Consider the following 24,108-nt stretch of genomic DNA (forward strand, 5'->3'; position numbering starts at 1 on the left):
GCGCAATAGATCACACCCCATACTAAAAATAGGCTCAATATTAAGAATAGAACTAGCAAGACAGATCATTCAAGATACCCATAAGTATATTAAAGCTAGTTTCAAGTTACAGGAATTCTCACAATTAGGAATCATTCGGAATAATTCAAACTTGAAATGTTAGGCCATGGTAAAAACCTCGAAATGACGCCTTAAGCTTTTTAAATCTGCCTCGGATTAAAAAATATAGTGAATACCCAGTAAGCTTGTAAAGCTGATAAAGCATTGAGGTAATAAAAAAAAATCCTTTGGCATATCGCCTCACTATGTAAATATTATTTCTAATATTTACATAGTGAGAAAATGGTGACAAATTACCCTCCCCAAAAGTTTCCCGATTATCATTCGACTTACCTACTTCATGATATATCTTAGAGGAAGGCTCATAAATTAACTTATATCCTGCCTTCTTAATTCTAAATGACCAATCAGTATCTTCATAGTAAATAAAAAAGCGATCATCTAGCTTTCCTACTTCGCGTATTATTGAAGATTTTGTCAAGAAACAGCAGCCTGTCACCCAAGGAATTTCCATCTGTTTATCATAAGCCCCCTTGTCGGCTTCACCCATTCCAATAGTTTTAGTCAAATGCCAAACCTTTGAAAATGAACTTCCTGCATTCCAAATGACTTCTCGTTCTTGGTTGAACATTATCTTTGGCTGAATTGCTCCTATGTTTAAATCTTGTTGTAAAACTGCAACTAGGCTGCTAGCAAAATCAGGCGTAACAATCGTGTCGTTGTTCAGCAGCATTACCAACTCGAAACCCTCATTCAGAGCGAATTCAATACCCGTATTATTTCCCCCAGTAAAACCAAGATTCTTTTCATTCTTTAAAAAAACGATTTCAGGAAATTTAGATTTGAGTTTATCGCCAGAGCCATCATTAGACCCATTGTCAACCACTATCACACGGTAATCAGGATAGTCGATAGCCCTCAAAGAAGCAAGGCAGTTGTGTGTTACATCAAAGCTATTCCAGTTTACAATAACTATGGCTAACGAGGGTAGCATATGAAATATTTAGGTGTTTGCTACTATTTCAGGCTTTTTCCAAAAATCATAAATGCCATTCTCAAGTTCATATTCGGACCATCTAAACCTTTCTCTTAAAGGCTGTTCCTTTGCCCAATCCCACATTATGGTTAGGCCTTCTTCTAGTGATGTGTTGTCCTTGTAATCCAGTAATTCCACCGATCTTTGCCAGGTTGGATGTGCATTTTTAACTTCATGACGTGCTTCCTTGTAAATGGTTTCACCATTACCTATAACACGTTTTAGTATTTTATTGGCTTCATTAATACTATGGTAAATAGAGCTACCGAGGTTAATTATTTTCTTTGAAGCACGCTCATCTGTTGCTGCCTTCCACAAGGGTTCCAGACAATCATCTACAAAACTAAATGCTCGCTTTTGCTCCCCATCTCCAAAAATGCTCATGGGCTCATTGTTCAGATATTGCGTCATCCAAATACCAAGCACATTTCTATAGGTGTCCCAAATATTTTGTTTAATTCCGTAAACATTATGCGGACGAATAATACACCAATCTAAACCGTGTTGTTCACCAGCTACCTGGATATCCATTTCGCAGGCATATTTTGCAATTCCATAAGGATCAATTGGTGCTGGAGTGTCTTGTTCATCAAAAGGAGGGGTTCCGTTACCGTAAACAGCCATTGAACTGGTAAAAACTAACCTTCGAACTCCATGTCTAATACACTCATTGATAATATTAGAGGTTGATAAAAGATTATTCTGATAATTGAAATTTCTTATAAAAGGAGAAAGTCCTTCGGCTGCATATGCCGCAAAGTGGTAAACAATTTCAGGCTTATATTTAGCAAAAATCTCTTTTAACTCTGCCGATTTACAGTCAACCTGATGAAATTCGACATTAGGGTTAACATTTTCAATATATCCGCCACTCAAATCATCTATTCCAATGATATTATATTCTGAATGGTTGACCACTATCCAGTCTGCCATTCTACTTCCAATTAGCCCAGCTACGCCAGTAATAACAATATTTCGCATTTTTTGCTTCAAAACAGTTTTAAATATGGGAGTTCAAAGATAGAAGAAATAGAAATGGATAAAAGGTTATTCGATTGACTCTTTATCATCTCTCAAAGCTAATCTGTAAAAGTAGCTCATGGTTACCCAAAAGACCATAAAAACACCCCCAATTACCAGCCCAATAACTAAAGCCTTATACCACTTCATTTTTTGGTTTTTCAACGGCAAAACAGGTTCATCAATCACTTGAATCAATGGTTGATTATTACGATAGCTAATTTTTGCAAGCTCCAGATTCTTAACCAGTTCTTCATATACGGCCCCAGACGCCCTAACATCAATTTGAAGTTTTTGATATGGCAAGAGCTCTTTCGCTCTCAACGGATTCAGGTTTGGATGTCTCTCTTCAAATTCGGCCAAATCGGCTAGTGTTTTATCCAATACCCTTTTCACACTATCGGTTTGATAAGCAAGTATTCCTAGATTATCTCCGCTCTTTTTGGTTTTTGTATCCAAATAAAACTCATTGACATGCTTAACAAGAGTTTCATTAAAAGCCTTGCTAAATTCCTGACTTTTGGATGAATACACCACACTAAGGATAGTAAGTTTTCTACTCGGCTTAGTAACGGAAAGATTATACTTCAGAATATCTTCCACTACCTCTTTCAGAACACTGTCATGCCTGATCTCTATCTGATTATCCGGAACTTCAAAATTAATTCCAGCCTTACTCATTTTTTTGGACAACTTAGCATCTTCAATATAATGAGTTATTAGTCGTTGCTTTTTTGATGAAACTTCAACTTCAGTAAGCAAAGTCTTTCTCATCATTCTATACGACCTATACAGTTCAATGATATTGTCAATTTGGAATAGACTACTCCCTTCAGACATAGAACCAAGGTTAATTCCTGTTAGGTTAGCCAAAGAGGATAGCTGCCCTCCTATACCACCTCCTTCAGACTCTAGTACAAATGTTGTCTCTGCCCTGTAACTGTTCCTTTTTGCAAACTGATAAAGGAAAAATACCGCACCAATAAAAAGAGTACCGAGGAGAATTTTCTTCCAAGCCGATAACATAAAAGCTATCCAGTTTTTTATACGCTGAACTAAAACAGCTAAAGTGATATTCTCTTCGGAGGAGTTATTAGCCTTATCCATCATATCTAAAAATTAATCTGACTAATAAGAAGTGCTAAAGTGGCCAATCCGCTAGTTATTCCTACTACTTCTGAAATTGCAACGGGAAGTTTAGGCGGTTTGGTAGGTACAATAATCTCAGCCCCAGGAGATACTTGAGGATAGGTTTTGAAAAACAAGAATTTTTTGGTTTTGGCCACACTTCCGTTGGCATAAATAACATAAGTGTTTTTACGCTGCGCTCTATTACCAAAACCGCCAGCCATATTGATAAAGTGTTTAAGGCTTCTATTAGGTTCGTAAACGACCGTGGTTGGGTAAAGTACCCGCCCTCTTAATCTCACAGTTTCTTGTTGCTTAGGCAGAACTAACACATCACCTTCTTCAAGAATAAGATCATATTTAGAGTTAGGCTCCTCCAAAATCTTCTTTAGGTTGATACCAATTGCATCAGAGTTACCAAGCTGCACATCGCCAAAAAGCGCATTTCGCTGTACGATTTCTCGGAGCCTTTCCTTTTTAGCATAGAAAGGGTCTCCTTCAATATCCAAACTCTGTTTATCAAGCTCATTTAATTGTTGATTGAGTCTAGCAACTTGAGCCAACTCAGACTCGGATAATGAAGGATCTGCTTCGGCATATCGATTAAGTAATGCTTCTAAAGCTTGAACCTTTTGTTCAATGTTACTGATCTCTGAATGAAATTCAGTCTTTCTGAGTAATGTAGCCCCTTCTATATAAGCATACTGGTTAACACCACCAGCACGCTCAAGCAAGCTTGAAATTCGCTCAGTTTGATTCTTTATGGCATAATTGCCTGGGTAGGCAACTTCGCCCTCAATAGCTACAAATTTTTGAACAAAGAAATCAGGGTTTTTTCTGACAATAACATGGTCAAATGGCTGAAGTTCAAAAGTATTGTCTTCTGCATTAAGAGACAGATCTCTATCAACATCTACCACAAACACCTCAGAAACGTTACCTGCCTTAGCATCACCAAACCTTCGAGTAATTTCAATTTTCGATGCCGATGCTGAAGACTTAAAGCCTCCGGCCATTACTAAAACATCCTCTATCGTCATACGGTCAGAAAATCTGAATATACCACCAGAATTCACCTCGCCAGATACTTCTACATAGCTCTCTTCCTTCAAATCATAAATTGAGAATATTTGAACAACATCTTCACGTTGTAATTGAATATCGGAAGAAACACCCTCCATCAAATCCTTCAAATTAATAGAAATATTCTCGGTTGATAAGTCTGGATTTGTTCTGATGATTAATGCTCTGCTCAAGTTAGCGTCACCTTTCAATCCATCAGCCTTCTCAATAAGTTCCTTCACAGTCAATTCTTCAGAAATAGAATATTGCCCAGGACGAAAAACTGCTCCTTTTATTTGAACTCGGTTAGTAAAACGATCCAACACTCGTTTTACCTGATAAACATCTCCTGGTTTTGGCGTGAAAATGCCAAATTGATTTTTGAAGACATCGGCCACCACTTTCTCTTTACCAACATTTCTAACCACATTTATTTGGTCAGAAAAAGCATTCTCTGTAAAGCCACCTGCATACCTAATTAAGTCAGAAAGAGATTCGTTCTCTTTCAATTCATAAATGGCTGGTCTTTTTACTGCTCCATTGATCTCAACTCTGTTGGTATAAGGTTCCACCATAATAACATCATCATTCTGAAGCCTTACGTTACGCTTATTATCCCCTGACATCAAAAAATCATAGACATCAAGCTGAGTAATCAGTTTACCTGATCTAATCACTTTTATATTTCTTAACGTTCCATTCTCCGTTACTCCCCCTACTGTATACAAAGCATTAAACACGGTACTAAATGCGCTTAAAGTATATGTGCCAGGAATAGCGACTTCACCCACCACCGTAATATTGATTGATCGGATTTTTCCCAAATTAACCGAAACAAAAGTAGACGGGGAGTCGCCTCCCATTTCAGTATATACTTTTGAAAGCTTGTTTTTTATCTTATTCTGAGCAGCATTAATATCGAGTCCAGACAAGAAAACTGGCCCAAAATTTTCTAAAAGAATATTTCCATCAGCATTAATTTCTGCCTGATAATATTGCTCAGAGGTTCCGTATATATCAATGAACAGTTCATCTCCCGCACCCAGGATATAACTTTGAGGGGTGGGTATATTTAGGCTGGGTTCAAAGCCTTTCTTTGCTGTTCCATTTTGAAAAATGGATAGTCCAAAAATTACAGTTGAAGATGAAGTTTGGTTGTTCAGAAAAACTGTATCCGCATAAGTTCTAACGGGTCGCTTAATTGGAGTTGACTGAGCAATAGAGGCTCGAGAGCTTTCTATTTTACTGATCCTTTGACCTAGTTTGGAAATCTCAGCCAATGATAGACCTTGTTGTTGCGCTAAACTAAATATATCCTGCTGTGAATAGCCCATAGAAGAAGCCCTCTGCATCAGATTTTGAATTTGATCATCAGAGAGTTCATCCACCTTAATTGTACTAAAATCCGGTATAGTTTGTGAAAGAGCAGGCTGACTAACGAGCAAGGATAGTAAGCCAATTACGTAAAAGTACGATCTAATTTTTTGCACCATTCTTTGGTTATTCTGTCTAAATCAATTGCAAGATAAAAGAAAAGCTAAACATAGAAATGTTTAGCTTTCACAAGATTGTTTTCGGTGATAAAATACTAGCCCGCTGACTTCGAAATAGAAATCACTTTTGCCTCTTTTCTATAAGTTCGATTTCTTTCCTTCAGTTCTTCTTTACGCTTTTCAATCATAGATTTAAAAATAAGTTCGGTAATTGTGCCTAGGGTTAGGGCTGTAATTATCAATGCTGGTAGCACTACCATATCTGGAAAGCTTTTTAGTACTAGCGCTAAGAGAACAAAAATTACATTCACTGTTACCAAAATACCAGTTGCCTGAGCATGATTACATCCCAAGCGTAGAAGTATATGGTGCAAATGGGTTCGGTCTGGGTGCATTGGTGACTTACCTCTTAGCATTCGTTTAATGAACACTCTCAATGTATCATATAGAGGAACTATGAGTACGGCAATGGCAGGACCAATAAAGGCATCAAAGCGAAACGGATGAGCCGCTTGAAGATTATAATTTAGGTCAATAAACTTTATAGTAACGATGGACAGGAAAAATCCAATCATTAAAGAACCAGTATCTCCCATAAAAACTTTGGAAGGTGCCCAGTTGAACTGAAGGAAAGCCAGTAAACCACCTAATATAGCAAATGATATAAAAGCATAAGCGCTAGCGCCAACAAGGTAAAACCAAACCCCAAAGAAAAGACTACAAATTATACCAACTGAGCCCGCTAAACCATCAATTCCATCTATAAGATTATAGGCATTCGTAATCACAATAATTGTAAAAGCCGAAAGCGCATAACTTACAACCAATGGGATTTCATAGACACCAAAAAGGCCATAAAGCGACATTAGCCTAATATCGCAAACAGCCACAATAATTAACATAGCGGCAATCTGACCAAAGAGTTTCTGAAATGCCCTTAGATTTATCAAATCATCCCTAAAACCGATAATGAACATTATGGTAAGTGCGCTAATCACATATTTAATTTCTCGAAGTTGTTCAAAAGGCATCCATATCAACAACGAAATGGCAAATCCAATGAAGATTGGAAGTCCCCCCATAGAAGGCGTTTGTACAGTATGTATTTTTCGTCCACCAGGTGTATCCAAGAAATTACGCTTTTTAAATACTTTAATGAACACAGGAAAGATCAAAAAAGTAATTAAAAAGGCAGTACCCCCAAGTAAAAAAAATTGTTCCATACAAAATATCAATATGCAAATATATGGACAATTGATCTTATAAAAAATCTCAAAACCTAGAAGGTTTTATGATAGATAAGGAATCAATATCTCTTATGGTTGACCACAAACCCCACTCATGAAAAGTCTCTTTCCAACTTCAATACACTATCCACAGCGACCTTGGCCGAAAAGTAGTTTCGTAAAAACTTATTTCCAGATTTACCGAGCCCTACCCTGAGCGAAGTATCTGTGGCAAGTTGTACTGCGGCCTCATAGAACGCTTCTTTATTATCATGATCAAAAATCACTCCCCCATCATTAGTATTAACCAATTCTATTAAGTCGTTCCCCTTATTTACAATACCCAATACTGGCAGTTGAGCTTCCATATAACCCAGAAGTTTTCCGGGGAAATTGTGAGTCGTATGTTCAGAGCTAAGACAAAACATGCCTACATCACTTGCGGCTAAAAAGTCCAAATATTTTATTTGATTAACAGATTCATAATAACTTATGTTATCATTCTCTTGGGAAGCCCTTTTTACCAGCTCTACCCCATCACCGTTACCAAGAAATAAAAAATGACAAAACTTCAACTCCTTTAGTCTAATCGCCAGTTCTATTAAGTACTCTATACTCTGCGCATAACCAATCGCTCCACCATAAAAGAAAACCACTTTACCTTCTAAACCGAGTTGATTCTTAAAATCTTTAGAAACCTCATGTGGTTTAGCTCTTGACCAGTTATACAAAACTTCGGTATCTACATCTTCTTTATAAATATTTTTCTTAAAAAATTCAATATTCTTCTTAGACATAATTCCTATTCGATCTGCAACTTGGTAATTCTTTCTCTCAAAAAATTTTAGAAAAATTGCTTTAAAAGAATTATTGCTAATTAAATTTTTATCGATAACCCATTGGGGGAAAAAATCACGTAAGACTAAGTAAACAGGCACTTTGTACTTTGTTTTTAATTTTTTAACCAATGAAGCCCAAAAAATAGTTGGCGAATAGAAAACAATCAGATCTAATATATTTACCTCGTTTTTCCAGTCTACAAAAAACCATGCTTTGTACGATAGTAACAGCTCATTAACTAACCTTCTTATCATACCAATATTTTTGATTTCTCCTGACTTAAAATAAAGCACCTTCACCCCTTCATAGTTCACAATAACCAGTTTCTCTGATTGATTCGGTCGGGGAGTTAGTACTGTTACCTCATGCCCTTGACTTACCAGCTCCAATGCTAAGTCATGCATCATCTTGGCTGCCACTTTAATACTATGTGGCATATAATCATCTACAACTAATAGTATTTTTAATACACGCACAAGCGGCCTATTTTAGTCTGTTGTCAAGATCATTAATGTTAAATCATTATTCAGAATACGGGTTTTCAAAGATATCTCTTATATAAGTGTCTGTGCTTACAAACCCAATCTTTCATTTCATCAATCATCAATTCATATTCAGGAACTTGATAATGTAAATCACCCCGAGTGTTTACAAGTGACTTGTCTATGTGTATATTTTGCTCGGGATTTATAAGCACTTCGCCTTGTTTAAATTTTTTGTTGAGCTTCCCTAGTAAATCAAATTTACTGATTCGCTCCCCGTTGGTCAAATGTATCAAACCTGTTAAATCCGAATCGAGTATGGCACTTATAAATTTGGCAAGCTCTATTGTAGTTACCCCAGACCAAAAAACACGCTTATAGCCCTGAATTTCAGTGTTTTGAGACATAAACCAGTGAAAAAGCCCTATACCATTTTTAAGCTCTGGACCAATGATAGAGGTTCTTATTGTTAAATCCTTTGAGTTATTAACCTCCCCTAAAGCCTTTGACTGAGCGTAAAAACCCTTACCGTCTTTTGGATCAGTCTCAATGTAGCCACCTTTTGTGCCTGAAAAAACACAATCTGTACTAATGTGGATCAGCTTAAACCCCATTTCAGATCCAAGATTTGATAGAAAATGGGGAAAGTAACTGTTTAATAAAACTGCTTGATCTGGCCTGGATTCAGCAAAATGATTTAAAACACCAATACAATTGATTACTACAGTATATCCGCCCTTCTTCAAAACAGATTTCAATACGTCAAAATTGGTTACATCTAGATTATACGTAGACGTAAAACTATCATCACTTCGAGACACATCATCTACTAGAAGGTTCGAGTGGGTTTTGAGGTACTGGAGTATTAGATGCCCCGCCATACCTTTCGAGCCAATTATCAAAACTTTAAATTTCACTTTTGCCAAATAAACTTGTTTACAACTCCTACATAGCTCTGAATAGCCCGAACCACTCGGGTAGAGGTATTAGTCACTTCATATTCCCAAGGTAGTTTTTCTAATCCCATTTGATTTAATTCTATTGCCAATGGAATAGCTTGTAACATTTGCTCTTTAGTAATACCTCCTAACACAATGGTTCCCGCATCAATAGCCTCAGGTCTTTCCGTACTGGTTCTGATACTTATTGCTGGAAACCCCATCATTGCAGATTCTTCGCTTATGGTACCACTATCCGAAAGAACCACGTGTGCGTCTTGCTGAAGTTTCACATAATCAAAAAAACCAAGAGGATCCACATTTTCAATTAATGGGTGAAACACAACTCTATTATTTTCAATTCTTTTTCGTGTTCGAGGGTGAGTCGAGAAAATAATAGGCATTTGATACTCCTCGGCAACAGCGTTTAAGCCATCAACTAAGACTTCGAAGTGGTTCTTCAGGTCTATATTTTCTTCTCGATGAGCACTAACCACAATATATTTCCTTATTTCAAGCCCAAGTCGATTGACTACTTGGCTATTTGAAATTTGTTTACCAAACTGAAAGAGGACTTCTTTCAATGGTGATCCAGTCACAAATACATGATCTTTACGAAACCCTTCACTCAGTAAATATCTACGGCTGTTTTCGGTATACGTCAGATTAATATCACTGATGTGATCCGATATTTTACGATTGATCTCTTCTGGCACATTTTGATCGAAACAGCGGTTTCCAGCCTCCATATGAAAAATTGGAATCTTAAGTCGCTTTGCAGCTATGGTACAAAGAACGCTATTTGTATCTCCTAATACCAGCATGGCGTCAGGCTGGATCGCGGATAGTAATTCATATGACTTTGCAATGATATTACCAATTGTCTCACCTAAGTGCTCACCTGCAGCATCCATAAAGTAATCAGGTTTCCTAATCTTTAAATCTTCAAAAAAAATTTGATTAAGAGTATAGTCGTAATTTTGCCCTGTATGGATAAGCGTATGATCGAAGAATTGATCACATTTCCTAATGCATGCTGATAACCTAATTATTTCGGGACGTGTCCCCAAAATAGTTACTACCTTTAGTTTTTTCATATGTTTGTTTGCCCCAGCTCTTCTCGTATATAATCCAGTTTCAGTAACAAGCCTTTCAATTCTTCATTAGTCAACCTATGAGTGTTATGCGAATTGTAATCTTCTTCCCCCTTTATTTCTTCATCTCCTTCAGTAAAGTATTTCCCATAATTCAAATCACGGTCATCAGATTGTATTCTGTAGTAATTAGGTAAGCTATCCGCTTTTGCAAACTCTTCCCTTGTTAAAAGAGTCTCATAGAGTTTTTCTCCATGCCTTGTGCCAATTACTTTTATAGGATTATCTGCATTAAAAATCTCCAACAACACCTCTGCCAATTGTTGTATCGTACTTGCAGGAGATTTTTGGACATGAATATCACCTGGCTCTCCATTTTGAAAAGAATAAAGAACTAAATCAACTGCATCATCTAAGGACATCATAAACCTGGTCATTTCAGGGTCTGTTATTGACAAAGGTTGACCATTTTTGATTTGGGACACAAACAGCGGAATTACGGAGCCCCTGCTAGCCATTACGTTGCCATATCTTGTACAACTAATAACGGTATTAGAGGTTAGACGAGACTTCGCTACAGCAACCTTTTCCATCATAGCCTTTGAGGTCCCCATAGCATTGATAGGGTATGCAGCCTTATCTGTACTTAAGCAAATTACTTTTTTGACCCCATATTGGATGGCTTTATCTAGTACGTTATTCGTTCCAAGCACATTAGTTTTAACGGCTTCCATTGGATAAAACTCACAAGATGGTACTTGTTTTAGTGCCGCCGCATGAAAAATGTAATCCGCTCCTGAAACTGCGAAGTCTAAACTTGAGGGATCTCTTACATCGCCAATGAAAAACTTTACTTTAGAACTCATGAGATCCTTTCTCATATCGTCTTGCTTTTTCTCATCACGACTAAAGATTCTAATTTCACCAATGTCTGTCTCTAAAAATCGTTTGAGCACAGCATTACCAAAGGACCCCGTTCCACCAGTTATTAGTAATCTTTTATCCTTAAACATATTCAACTAATTTTTTAATACCTCTTTGTAAACTTCCAATATTTTGTTTCTATGAATATCTTCACTGAATAGCTCTCTAAAGTGTAGAAGGCTCTTCTTCTTCATTTTTTCCAACCTGTCTGGGCTATTTAAAATCAATTCGATTCTATCTACTAATTTATCAACATCTTCATTTGAAATATTATATCCTGTTTCATCATCTATTATTATTATATTTGAACCAAAATTAGAGAAAACTATTGAAGGTAATCCACAACTCATCGCTTCTATTGAAGGCCTTCCAGGTGCATTCAATCTCGAAGGAAAAATTAGAACATCATGATCACAAAAAAGGCCTCTTATATCTTCCTGAAACCCAAGTAAGTTTATTTTCCCTTCAAGTTCATTGGATTCAATAAATTTAGTTACATCCTTTTTCCTTATGCTTTTCCTAATATTTAAAATATTCAATGTGAAATCTATAATTTTTCTAATAGCGTTTTTGTTTGATTCTTTTATGCCAGCAAACGTAATAACTACATTAAGTTTCCTGTTTTTTATCAACTTAGCACACGCCAGCACTCGGTCAGGTCCCTTTTCCCAATTTAATCCACCAATATATAGAAGCCTTAGTTCTTCTGTCTGATCTCTAGTTCTTAGCTCAAAGTCATTATCTTCAATGCTCACAAAGATGTTAGGAACTATATGGGTCTTATAATGAAATTCCTTATTAATTGTGCTTTCTACACAATCATCAATAACAATAAGAGCGTCAGCTCTGGCTTTGAGTCCAGAAGATGCAAAGTGGGGGAAACCAATCTGTCTTTGTAAAGACCGTACGTGACATACAATTTTTGAACATGGAAACGCCTTCTTTAAAACACTTGAAATTGAATTAAAACTAACAATCTCATTAAAATGGATTATATCGAAATGACATTGTGTACTTTTAAAGCGCTTAAAATCAATACAAAACAATAAATATGCATATAATTCTCTGATTAAAATCAATTTTCTAAAACCACTATATTTACCATACTCTGTGGTGTCATATTGAGGAATGGCTTTGAAAGAATGTACTTTTGCGTATTTCTCGAACTTATTAATATGCTCGCAATTTGGTAAAATCAAATGTATTTCAGAAATGCTTTTATGGCTGGCTAGTACACGAATAGTTTCGTGCAAACTTCTTAACGAACCACCCCATACACTTACATTATGAATGAAAAGAATTTTCAATCTATTCCTTTATTTAAAAGGCCCTAAAACTAACATTTACACGAACATTCTTAAGCCCCATGTAATTTCCACTTAAAATTTACTTTTCTAAAAACGAGAAAAAGAAATAAAAACATTATCATATTATATGTAACTAATAATGGGAGCGAAGACCCTATACCAGCACGATTCAAATTATACGCAAAAGTCAGTCCTAAAAAAAGGACAAAGCCGTACAACAGAGGTATTTCTCCAAAACATTTACCAATAAAGCAAAGGAGGAAAGCAATTATTATCGCTGGAAACCAAAAAAATAATTTTCCATACACATATATATTTTCGGTTAAATAACCGGTTAGAGGAACCCAGAAACCAGGAGTAGATCTTTTTTTTCCAACAATAATTTCTGCTATTTCGTATCCTGCAAGTCCCTTTTTTAATTCAAACAATCCAAACTTAGGAATCGAAGCTGTAAACATCCAAGTCAAGTGATCTTTCAAATTAACACGCTCATCTTGATCCACTATTCTACTAGAGGAGGTAGGCAAGGATACTTCTGTATTTATCAATATCTCTGCAGCCACGGTAACATTTAAGTCTTCGTTAAACCCTTTGCTATTAGGGTTTCTAATAACCTGATATACAAAACTAAAAACTACAAATGAAGGAAAAACTACCAGCGTAATTATTAGTATTCTTCTTCTAATCTCAGGTCTAAATTTCCAAAGCATCATGAAGAGAAATATTAAGGACAACAAAATTGCGCTTCTTCCAATATAAGCTTTAGAGCAATATTCTAGGTATAGTGGGGCAAATAGGAGTAAAACAAACAGCGGAATTCTCTTAATCTGCTTTATTAAAACAACCATATAAAATGGATAGATAAGGGAACGAAAATATTTAAAAATCGAATTAAGAAATGTTGTAGATTCTGTCCCGTCAAATCTACCTTGAAAATCAGCCAAAAGATTAGGCCTAGGGGGAGATATTAAGTTACCTAACTTAAATTCGGGAGTGATAAGATCCAAAACAAAAGATGACAAATATCCTACAATGATAAAATTAATAAGGTATCGATTATCAAATATTGACTCCAAGCGATTATTAACGTAAGTAAAGTCTAATTCTTTTAGGCTAATTATTCTGTTAAAGATGACAATTGACAGACAGAAAACAGTAGCAAAAATTAGAAAATAGTGTTGATAATTATCCGCCAACCCAAACTTAAAGCCATAACCTAAGCCTGAATAGAAGAAGAACCCACCAAAAAACATTACAAACAAAAGTCTCAATGTGCTCCCTCGAATAATAAAAATTGTGGTAAAAAAGAGGAGCACATATGGAATTAAAACGGCTAAAAGTTTGCTGTAACTATATATCTGAGGATCAAACATGTTTTAGTTTAAAAGCTCGTATGCCTCTATTAGTTTACTAGCCTCAGCTTCCCAGCTTACTTCTTGAGCCAACAAGTTTGCATTTCTGCGATATAATTCCTGATTATCTTTATCCAGAATCGTCAGAATTTTCATTCTAACATCATCGACAGAAGATTCTCTCACAGTTTCACCAATTTTACCGATACCATTGCCATAAATATAAACTGGAAATGTTTCATTATGGCTTGCTAAAACAGGTGTCCTGGCCATAATTGACTGATATAATTTATTTGGAGCGTTATTAGTCTGATTAAAAGATTGATCACTTTGATATAAGAGCATAGAAACATCAGCTCCATTCAAATAATGAACAATTTCATCTGGAGAATATGGCCCAATAAACAACACCCTTTTTATAGCATTTTTCAGTCCTTTTTTTTCGGCATAATTTTTCAAATGATTCTTAAACTCATCTAACCTGCCAACCCCCATAATTAGGAAAACACAGTCGTTCATTGACTCATGCTCCAATGCTTCGAGCACAATCTCAACACCTCTTAACCAAGGAATGACATAGCCTACATACATAATAACCTTTTGATCGTACCTCAGGGCAAACTCTGTCCTTAAACGTTCGCGGTCTATATGGTCATAAGGAATATATTTTGGCCGATTAGCAATTTCCAAAACAGGTTTATTATGCAGTTTTTGCATTTTAAGCTTAATATCCTCATTGACAGTAATATTCAACGAAGAATTAGAAACTATGAATTTTTCATATTTAGATAAAATACCAACTCGGTTGGGCCCATGTCTATGTATTTCATTTTCATGAGCATCATAAACCAACTTTCCACCATAAATAAATTTCCCAACCCAAGCGAATAAACCAGGCTCCAAGTCATGAATATGATAATACTCTGCCTTATTTGTAATTAAGACATACAGAAGTTTGAAAGTCAACTCAATACTCATAAAAGTATGATACAAAGGCTTCCATATATTGTTGAACTTTTTAGTCCATAAAAGAATAGCAATGGTTTGGATGCCATGCATATCTCTATTGTAGTTTTCCTGAGCCTCTGTTAAATTCTTGATTCCAGATAAATATCGTTGATCCTCCAAGTATATGTTTTTAACCAAATAACCTGCATCCCTTAAAGCCTGAGCTTCCTTTTGAATTCTTGCATCAAATAACATTGGCGAAAAACTCAACATACAAACTCTTTTTTTTACAGACATCTTCTAATAAGTTTTCAGTAATAGCATCTAAAGTATTATGTTATCTAATGCCTTTCCTCTTTAAGAATTGATTGAGCTTAACTTTTGCCTTAACTAAACTCTCGTTATTTGGGTAATCTTTGTAAGAGTGTTTAGGTTGGTCAATTATTTTTTTGAACTCATTTAGGCTAAAACCCAACTTATCAGCAACATATTCTATATCTCCCTCAATTGTAGAAGGGTCGTATGGTGATTTTCTAAGCTCTTCTAGAGCCTCTTCTCTAGTACAAGAGCCTGCTAGAATCATTGAAGACAAATGAGCTTTACGTTTATCATATCCGAATTTCTCGGGGAGATAGTAAGATTGGAAAAATTTTGTAAAACGTGATTCGTGATGTTTTCCTCCGTAATAGGTGAAACCTACCTCTTTCTCTAACACACTAATGGCCTCATCCTTATCGTATGGCATATAGTTTAATAACCTCGCTACTTTCATTTTTCTTACGAAAGGAAAATAGAATTGATACTTAAAAAAACTTATCACAGGATAATTTTTAAGTCTACGTTTCTCTCCAAATAGTTTATGTACTGCTCTTAAGTGCTTTCCGTCCATCGCGCTATAACCCCAAGCTTCTGGCAAAATCGATTCGGTAGCAATATTTCCTCCATGCAAAACCCATTGAATATTATTCTTTATGGCATAGGTGTAAAGAGCTGCAAAGAATGCGTGATCTTGAGGAGTATCTTGATTGGCCACTCCAGCCTTAAAAAATGCTCTTTGGACATCTTTCATTTCTTCCCAATCAACAACGTGTGTATATAGGTCAATACCACATTTAGTTACAATGTTTTGAATATTCTTCACCGCTAATTCTGAGTTCCACCCAGCATCAACATGAACGGCCAAAATACGCAAGCCTAACTGACTGGCCTTGTACGCCAGATAGGAACTATCTACACCGCCACTTAAACCAATTATACAATCATATTTCTTATTTTTACCCTCATATTTAATCTTACTAACAATCTCCTTTATCTTTCTTTCCCCCTCTTTATTTGGAAACCAGTTTTTTGAAATGAAATTGTCAAACTTTTCGCAGTAATGACATTCTCCCATCTTGTCAAAACTAATATCCGGATCAGTAGTGTCCATTACCGTCCTTGTGCACATTTGGTATTCTAGGTTTAACATCTATAGAATATAGTTTACTTTTGGAACAATTTTTCTAAATCTGAAATTTGGGGATAAGTTATCAAAACCGCCTTATGTATACCGTGAAAAACAAATATACTTCCAGCTGCAACTGCTGACGCCCCACCATTTTTAATAGCGCTAGCAAAATCTTCAATGGAGCCAGCTCCCCCACAAGCCACAACAGGAACATTAACCACCTCTGAAATAAGCTTGATTAAAGTAGTATCGTAACCTTTAAATGTTCCGTCTCTATCGATTGAGTGTATAATAATCTCACCTACGCTAAGTTTTTCAAGCTCTTTTGCTAAACTTACTGGATCTTGTTTAAGCCCTTTAGTTCCAGAAAAAGTATAACATTCATACTTTCCCCAAAAGTTCTTTTTAACGTCTATACTAGCCACTATACTTTGAGAACCTATTTCAGAGGCAATCTCACTTATTAAATTTCTATTATTTTTTATTACTGAATTAACAATTATTTTCTCAACACCAAGTGAGAGTACTTCCTTTGCCTGTTTTAACGTAGTTATTCCACCTCCATAACCAACTGGCATAAAGGCTTGAGTTGCCATTTTCTCAATTAACTTTAGATTAGGCTTTTTATTTAGGGTGCTAGCTTCCACATCTAAAATAACGATCTCATCAACCTCCTTTTCATTGAAAATTTTAATTGCGTTAATTGGATCTCCCACATAGCGATAGCTTTTGAAATTAACTGACTTATATAAGCCATCACCTTTTATTAATAGAGTGGGAATTACCCTAGTATTTAGCATGATCAGAAAGCATTAAATTCTTAAATAAACTCAAACCATATTTATGGCTCTTCTCTGGATGAAATTGAAAACCCGTAATATTAGAAGTATGAAATGCCGAAGTGAATTTATCACTGTAATATGTAGACATCAAAACATCAGTGGTCAACTCACATTGTACATAAAAGCTATGCACAAAGTAGAACTTTAATGGCTCAGGTAAACCTTTACAGATATAATTATCCCTCTTCGCTAATTCGACCTGATTCCAACCCATGTGGGGTATTCTTTGCTGGAAATTGTAGCTTAGCTTGCTAAAATGCTTCGTTGTCGCATTAACTAAACCTAAGCCAGGCAGGTTGCCTTCCTCACTTCCCTTAGTCATTAGTTGCATGCCAAGACAAATACCAGTTATTGGTATTTCCTTATTTTGGGCTAATTCCTTGAGCAGTTCAGAGAGACCACTTTGATTAAGTTTTGACATTCCCTTATCAAATGACCCTACACCAGGAAGAATAATATGGTCTGAATCTCTAATAATCTTACGATCATTTGTCACAATAGATTTTAAGTTTAATACCTTTAGCATATTTGATATCGAACCTAAATTACCCATTCCGTAATCTACAATAGCTATCATTTTCAATTATCTTTCTTTGGAAAATCTATAAGACATTAAAATATATATAATATATAAAAAGCTATAACTTAAAGAAAAAGACCACAAAGCCAACTCAGGGTTATTTAATTTACCTCCGGCCCAAAAGGAAACTATGGTAACAACAGCTAAGCAAACCTGCCATATCAAATCATACTTTTGTTTGCCAACAACGTATAACACATAACTCAAAGGACTTGCAATGAATCTAAGTGCGAACATAAAAGAAAGAATGCTGGCATACCTACCTGATTCATACCATTCAGCCCCAAAGATAAAAGCAAATAGCTGGGGGGCTATAAGTGCTAAAACCGCAAATGAAGGAATTGATATTAATGATAACTTCTTAAGAGTTTTTAAGTATATAGGTCTGCATGAACCAAATTTATTATAATCTTCTGATGCCCTTTGGCGAAAAACTTCTGTAAATGATGAGGCTATCAACCCAAGTGGGAGAGACAAAATCCTTTGAGTGAAGCCGAAGTATCCAGCGGTTCCCTCGGAAAAAAACCTAATCATCATAACTATAGGAACATGATTAGAAAACGAATTAATTGAATCAGCCAACAATGAATACTTAGGGAATTTAGAGTATTCTTTAGCGGTATTCAAATAATTTCGAGGTGTCTGCAAGTTATATAGTTTCTTTAATTTTCGCTTTAAAAAAATAACAGAGGTAACCCCCCCCACGAAATTACCCCAAATTAGCCCTCCAGTAATTTTACTTATACCCATTATCACCTGAGTCACAGACATGCTTATTGTCTTTCCCATTTTGTTCAATGCCACAACTTTAAATTTTTTTAGTCTGGCTGTATATAAAATGAGGGTTTGTTGATAAATAGCCAAAAAAGTGTATACAGGTATCCAGTAAAGCCAATGTCTGTCTTTAGGATTCAGTCCTAAAATATCTCCCACAGCATCGTGTGCAGTAAGAACAACAATACCTAGAATCAAACAAAATATAAAACCTAAAAAATGTGCAATAGCCACAAGATTTCTCGCGACAACATTATCATTGGGAATCATGATTGCCACCTCGTAACGCCCAGAGCCAACAACAGCACAAAAGCTAATAACGGACATAACCAAAGTGAAAACACCTATATCTTCAGGCGTATAAACCCGAGTAATTATTGGTGAAACTAGGACAGGTACTGCTTGAGCAATAGCTGTACCAAACATGACAGTGGCTACATTTTTAGTAAACTCCGATTGTCCCTTTCTTATTGACTTGAGTTTATCAAACAGCACAGTCTATCACATACTTAGGATTAAAATCAAAAAGGAAACGGCAAACAATTGGAAGATATTTCACCTACTTACAAGTCTTGAAGGTACACATGAAATTTAGAAGTAACTATCTGAAGGATAGGCTTGAACAAAACAAAACCAAAACCAAATATCACTCCGAAAATTGTCCACAAAATCACAATCAAGAGTCTTTTAGGTTTAGATTTTTGAATAGGAACAAATACAGGCTCTATTGTCATAAAAAGGGGGGTATCCTCCTTTACTTGAATTTTTTGGGTTTCTAGTTGAGTTGAAAGCTCAGTATAAACCTGTCGAACAACATCATACTCCGACTCCAAGCGCTCCAAACTCACCTTACTAGACTGAGTTGTTAAATTAAAATTTTTATCCCTTAATTTTGCCAGCGAATCCTGAATTAATTCGTATTCATTCTTTTTTTCATAATACCTCTCTTGAATAAATTCTAATTTTTCCTGTGCCTTTGCACTCTTTAACAAAATAATAGTATTCTGTAATTCCTCTTGTGCCTTCAACACCAAGTCAGCCGCGGCATTAGGATCGGGTAGTGAGGCTGAAATTTTTACATATCCATCAAATTCATTCACAGAAATCTCAAGCTGATTATTCATTACCCTAATTACACTAAGTTCATCAAATGTCAAATGACCAAAGTCATCATTAATATCTGAACTGACAACTTCAGATTCATTTGATTTTAACATCTTAATAATTTGCTCAGGCAGCTGAATTGTAAACCTCTTGATATATCCTAACAAATCAGGTTTATCAATAGTGGTATAATAATCATAAAGACTAATTGGTTCATCAAATTCTGAAAATTCTAGTTTAGTATGTATTATCCTTTTTTGAAAATCGAGACTCTCCAAAACCTTTGGGTAAAGGGTATATGGTATTTGCGTGCTACTTGTGAAGTCTGTCATATTTATCCCTGCAATCGCAGCCAAACCACCTAAGCCCTTACCTAGCCCTTGTGAAGAGGACTGAGGAACAAAAGTTACAGAGGTAGAGAATTCCTTTTTAGAGAAGATGGCTACAAAAATTCCAAATACACTAAAAATACTCACTATCAAAAGTGCCTTCTTTCGTAATCTCCATGAAAATTTCAATACTGAAGACATACTAATCAATGTTTCACCATTCACTTGCTTAGAAAAATTGGTATTCATATATGTTACTCTTTATCCAAACTAAAATCTCATATCACGATGAAACTCTTTAGCAAATATACCAGTAAAGTATGTTTACTGTCGATAATACTATTATTAAATCCGAAAGAAGTCTTTTAAAATAAGCTCAATAATTTTGTTTCCAGCAGTACCATCTCCATATAAACTTCTAGTAAAGTCGCCTTCTTTGGTTTTCATTTTCTCTAACCCAACTTTAAGTTCAGTAGAACTTGGGTTGGAACAAGTACATACACCCTCCGATATCAATTCGGGCCAAACAGGTTTGTCGAGAAGAAAAAGAGATTTTTTTCCAAAGAAATATGCCTCTCTTACAACTCCTCCACTATCCGTTATTACAAATTTCGAAGCTTTGATCAATTCAAGCATATCAAAATAGCCAACTGGATCAATACATAGCATTTCAAGGGATAAGCCATATTTTTGAACTCTTGATTTTGTCCTTGGGTGTAAAGGAAGAACTACTGTTACCTCTCGATTAAGCTCATTGAGCATCTCGACAATAGATCTAAGAGCTTCCTCACTATCAGTATTGCTTGCTCTATGTACAGTACAAACTACAAAGTTAGAATTCCTTATCTCAAGCTGATCTAATATACTCGAACTCTGCTCTGCTAAACCAGAGTAAAAGAGTGCAGCATCATACATTACATCACCAAAGTTATAAACCTCTGAGTTTATACGAGAAGACATAAAACCTTCTTTCTCCAAGTTTTCTTTGCCAAGCCATGTACATGTGATATTCAAATCTGAAATTCTATCTACCAAATACCTATTAATTTCCTCTGGCATTGATTCGTCAAAGTTTCTTACCCCTGCCTCAACATGTACAATTTTAACCCCCAACTTCTTTGCGGCCAAAGATGCAGCTAATGTTGTATTAGTGTCGCCATAAACAATCACATAATCAGGTTCTTCTTTTAAAATTAACTCTTCAATTTCAATGAGCATCCTTCCTGTCATTGCTCCATGGTTAAGACCATTAATACTTAATAAGTAGTCTGGCTTAGGAATGCTCATTTCCTCAAAGAAAATACTAGACATATTTTCATCGTAGTGTTGACCTGAGTGCACAATAATCTCTTTAATACCACTTGTTTGTGCAATAGCTCTTGAGATTACCGCGGCTTTTATAAATTGAGGACGTGCTCCAACTACATTAAATATTTTCATATCGAATCAAAATTTTCAACTCTAATTGGCTACAATTGAACTGTAATACAGCAATTAGGCTTGTCTTAATAAGAAAAATTTATCTAATTACTTATCCTATCTACAAGAAAAGCAATTGTAGCAAGGCTGGAGGTAATGGCTAAAATTTCTTGTAAATGTAATGGTTTCTTCTCAGCTTTTTTACTTACAAAAATAGTGGAGCCAGGCTGTACTTTTGGATATTTTTTAAAAAAAAGAAATCTCTTTACCTCTCTTCGCTCTCCATTTGGGTATTGTATATAGCTCCTTCCTTTTTTGGCGCTAACTAAAAAGCCCCCAGAACGCTCAATATAGTTCCTAAAACTATACGATTGATCAAATCTCACATTAAGCGGAGAAGTCACCTCACCTGCCACTCTTACTGTTTCAAGGCTACCAGGTATAGAAATGACATCTCCTTCTTTAACAATAAGGTCATATTTTGAGCCAGGTTCATCAAGTATCTTAGGTAAATTAATTGCAACTGGTTCTTCCTCTTTAATAACAACATCTTGCATCAGTGAATCCTGTTCAGAAACATCTTGAATCAACTCTTTTTTCAACTTACTACCAACCCTATCATTTTGTGTATCCGTTTCAACTTTCTCTTCAAGTTTTTTTAACCTTTCAATTAACTGAGTCTGACTTATATTTTTAAGCTCCGACTCTTCATTTAATACCTTTTGCCTTAATTGCTGTAAAGATTCTTGACTAATTTGATTGTTAGACTTTGTATTTGAAAACTCTGTTTTCCTAATTAAAATTGCACCTGAAGCATCTGCATATGGGGTTAATCCACCTGCCCGCTTAATTATATCAGAAATTCGTTCATCCTTTCTGCTAATAGTATAAACCCCTGTTGCAAACGCCTCTCCTTCTACCGTAACCTGTTGCTGTACGGTATAGCCTGGTGACTTTCTAATATATACTTGATCAAAAGGTTTTAAAATTTGATTTCTATCTTCTGAGTCTAGTGTCAGAGACTGATCAATGGAAAGAGTAATAATATCAGCAGCCGAATTAACTCCCCTGTTCGAATTTCTTCTAGCTATTTCTATCATAGACCCTGAGGCTGATTCTTTTAAGCCCCCAGAGAGAATTATCAAATCCTGAACAGTCATACCATTGAAAAACTGGTAAACCCCTCCTTCAATTACTTCACCAGATACTTGAACATAGTACTCCTCCTTTATATCATAAATTGAAGTTATTTGAACAACATCCTCTCTTAATAGCATTACATCAGCAACATCACCCCTCAAAAGAGCCTCCAAATCTACCGGAATAACAGACTGAGAAAAATCATCACTCGTTCTATAGATTGTGATTCGCGACATGTTGGCATCTCCCCTCACGCCTCCAGCTTTCTCTATTAACTTCCTTAAAGTAAGATCACTTGTAAGTTGGTATTCTCCTTCCCTGTAAATAGCTCCATTAATTATTACTCTATTGGAAAAACGATCTAGAATAGCACTGACCTCTATCAAATCTCCATCCCTAAGCCGAAAATCTTCAAATCCATCTTGGTCAACATCGATTATTTCTCTTTCTCTATCTCCATTTCTCTTGACAGTCACAGTACTTTTGAAAGCCTTACTCGTGAAACCTCCTGCATATACCAAAAGATCACTAAAACTTTCACCATTCTTTAATTCAAAAAATCCAGGACGCTTTATTTCTCCATCAAGCTTGATTCTATTAGAATACGGTTCGACTATAATTACATCGCCATTTTTCAATCTCACATCCCCCGAACGAATTCCACTTGACAGGTAAGGGTAAATATCTAATGTAGAAAGTAGTTTATTGTTTCTGACTACTCGAATCTTACGAAAGGTGCCGTTCTCAGTTGGCCCACCTGCTGCATGTAAAGCGGTATAAACTGTTGAAAGTGATGGCAGCGAATACATACTTGGCTTAGCAACCTCACCAACGACTTCTACATTGATGGTGCGAATGTTTCCAAGACTGATTTGATGAAAGATAGTAGGAGGGTTATTCCCTTGAGCTTTAAGTCCACTATAAATCTGGCTCAATCGGTCAATAATTTTGTTTGAAGCGGCTTCTATGGTTAATCCATTTACATAAACAGGAGATAAATTCTCTGGTCTAATTGTTCCTTCAGGAGAAACTTCAAATTGAAAATATGCTTGTGTGGCCCCCCATAAATCAACAACAAGTACATCTTGCGGCCCCAATTGGTAATCCATTGGGGTAGGTAAATTGAGGTTTGGGGCAAATGTAAGGTTACGCTTTTGAAAAAGGTCAAACCCAAATATCTTCTTCTGTTCTTCTGTTAACTCAATGGTCTCATCATTAGAAAGGGCACCAAAAACATCATAATCATTCAAAATAACAGGCTCTGTTCTTGAGTTCCTTTTATCAGTTGAAGTTATGTTTGAATTCTCTCTATTACTTCTCAAGGATTCAATTCTCCTGCGTAATTTTGAGATTTCACTTTCCGAGATCCCTCTTTGTCTAGCCAATAATTCTAATTCAGACTGAGTCAAACCTCTCTCTTCAGCCTGCTTCATGTAGCTCAAAATCTGCTCATCTGAGAGTTCATCAACCTTTACAGACTTCAAGTCCAAGCCTCCTAAAGATTGAGCATCTAAGGTATTGCTTGAGCAGGAAATAAAAATGATTAAGCCTAATATTCGAACA

General features: G+C 35.8%; 19 protein-coding genes. All 19 read right to left on the reverse strand.

The features are described 5' to 3' along the window. Window positions 1–145 precede the first annotated feature (145 nt). The gene (locus AWW67_RS06875) at window positions 146–1,054 is read right to left on the reverse strand and encodes a glycosyltransferase family 2 protein (RefSeq protein WP_062300819.1); all 909 of its coding nucleotides are present in this window, start codon (window positions 1,052–1,054) and stop codon (window positions 146–148) included. A 9-nt stretch (window positions 1,055–1,063) separates the two neighbouring features. Beyond that, entirely contained in the window at window positions 1,064–2,077 is a 1,014-nt protein-coding gene (locus tag AWW67_RS06880) for an NAD-dependent epimerase/dehydratase family protein (RefSeq protein WP_062300820.1), read from the reverse strand. 66 nt (window positions 2,078–2,143) lie between these two features. Further along, window positions 2,144–3,226 (reverse strand): GumC domain-containing protein, encoded by a 1,083-nt coding sequence (locus tag AWW67_RS06885; protein WP_053222214.1) that lies wholly within the window; start codon window positions 3,224–3,226, stop codon window positions 2,144–2,146. A gap of 2 nt (window positions 3,227–3,228) precedes the next feature. Beyond that, a complete protein-coding gene (locus AWW67_RS06890; RefSeq protein WP_062300821.1) occupies window positions 3,229–5,799 on the reverse strand; it encodes an SLBB domain-containing protein in 2,571 nt (856 codons plus the stop codon). A 95-nt stretch (window positions 5,800–5,894) separates the two neighbouring features. Then, window positions 5,895–7,022: a glycosyltransferase family 4 protein gene (locus AWW67_RS06895; protein ID WP_062300822.1), complete on the reverse strand. Its 1,128-nt coding sequence runs from the start codon at window positions 7,020–7,022 to the stop codon at window positions 5,895–5,897. A gap of 116 nt (window positions 7,023–7,138) precedes the next feature. Further along, on the reverse strand, window positions 7,139–8,341 hold the full coding sequence (locus AWW67_RS06900; protein WP_141655397.1) for a glycosyltransferase family 4 protein: 1,203 nt from the start codon (window positions 8,339–8,341) through the stop codon (window positions 7,139–7,141). 65 nt (window positions 8,342–8,406) lie between these two features. Next, a complete protein-coding gene (locus AWW67_RS06905; protein ID WP_260311405.1) occupies window positions 8,407–9,264 on the reverse strand; it encodes a dTDP-4-dehydrorhamnose reductase family protein in 858 nt (285 codons plus the stop codon). Then, window positions 9,261–10,382, reverse strand: coding sequence for a non-hydrolyzing UDP-N-acetylglucosamine 2-epimerase (gene wecB, locus AWW67_RS06910; RefSeq protein ID WP_062300824.1), 1,122 nt, complete (start codon window positions 10,380–10,382; stop codon window positions 9,261–9,263). Before wecB (AWW67_RS06910) ends, AWW67_RS06905 begins: the two co-directional genes overlap by 4 nt. After that, complete coding sequence (locus AWW67_RS06915; RefSeq protein WP_062300825.1) at window positions 10,379–11,392, reverse strand: polysaccharide biosynthesis protein; 1,014 nt, start codon at window positions 11,390–11,392, stop codon at window positions 10,379–10,381. Before AWW67_RS06915 ends, wecB (AWW67_RS06910) begins: the two co-directional genes overlap by 4 nt. Before the next feature lie 6 nt (window positions 11,393–11,398). After that, complete coding sequence (locus AWW67_RS06920; RefSeq protein ID WP_062300826.1) at window positions 11,399–12,610, reverse strand: glycosyltransferase family 4 protein; 1,212 nt, start codon at window positions 12,608–12,610, stop codon at window positions 11,399–11,401. 50 nt (window positions 12,611–12,660) lie between these two features. After that, complete coding sequence (locus AWW67_RS06925; RefSeq protein ID WP_062300827.1) at window positions 12,661–13,983, reverse strand: hypothetical protein; 1,323 nt, start codon at window positions 13,981–13,983, stop codon at window positions 12,661–12,663. Window positions 13,984–13,986: 3 nt separating this feature from the next. Then, window positions 13,987–15,207 (reverse strand): glycosyltransferase, encoded by a 1,221-nt coding sequence (locus AWW67_RS06930; protein ID WP_062300828.1) that lies wholly within the window; start codon window positions 15,205–15,207, stop codon window positions 13,987–13,989. Window positions 15,208–15,247: 40 nt separating this feature from the next. Continuing rightward, window positions 15,248–16,357: an N-acetyl sugar amidotransferase gene (locus AWW67_RS06935; RefSeq protein WP_221405254.1), complete on the reverse strand. Its 1,110-nt coding sequence runs from the start codon at window positions 16,355–16,357 to the stop codon at window positions 15,248–15,250. A 35-nt stretch (window positions 16,358–16,392) separates the two neighbouring features. Next, the gene (locus AWW67_RS06940) at window positions 16,393–17,157 is read right to left on the reverse strand and encodes an AglZ/HisF2 family acetamidino modification protein (protein WP_062300830.1); all 765 of its coding nucleotides are present in this window, start codon (window positions 17,155–17,157) and stop codon (window positions 16,393–16,395) included. After that, window positions 17,144–17,776, reverse strand: a complete 633-nt coding sequence (gene hisH / locus AWW67_RS06945) for an imidazole glycerol phosphate synthase subunit HisH (protein ID WP_062300831.1) — start codon at window positions 17,774–17,776, stop codon at window positions 17,144–17,146. The genes AWW67_RS06940 and hisH overlap by 14 nt, the downstream gene beginning before the upstream one ends. Before the next feature lie 6 nt (window positions 17,777–17,782). Then, window positions 17,783–19,048, reverse strand: a complete 1,266-nt coding sequence (locus AWW67_RS06950) for a lipopolysaccharide biosynthesis protein (protein ID WP_062300832.1) — start codon at window positions 19,046–19,048, stop codon at window positions 17,783–17,785. Window positions 19,049–19,116: 68 nt separating this feature from the next. After that, on the reverse strand, window positions 19,117–20,013 hold the full coding sequence (locus tag AWW67_RS06955) for a GNVR domain-containing protein (RefSeq protein ID WP_176700007.1): 897 nt from the start codon (window positions 20,011–20,013) through the stop codon (window positions 19,117–19,119). 318 nt (window positions 20,014–20,331) lie between these two features. Further along, a complete protein-coding gene (gene wecB, locus AWW67_RS06960; RefSeq protein ID WP_062300834.1) occupies window positions 20,332–21,426 on the reverse strand; it encodes a non-hydrolyzing UDP-N-acetylglucosamine 2-epimerase in 1,095 nt (364 codons plus the stop codon). Between the two features lie 83 nt (window positions 21,427–21,509). Next, the gene (locus tag AWW67_RS06965; RefSeq protein ID WP_176700008.1) at window positions 21,510–23,654 is read right to left on the reverse strand and encodes an SLBB domain-containing protein; all 2,145 of its coding nucleotides are present in this window, start codon (window positions 23,652–23,654) and stop codon (window positions 21,510–21,512) included. Window positions 23,655–24,108: the final 454 nt, after the last annotated feature.

This window comes from Roseivirga seohaensis (assembly GCF_001592945.1).
GTDB lineage: Bacteria > Bacteroidota > Bacteroidia > Cytophagales > Cyclobacteriaceae > Roseivirga > Roseivirga seohaensis.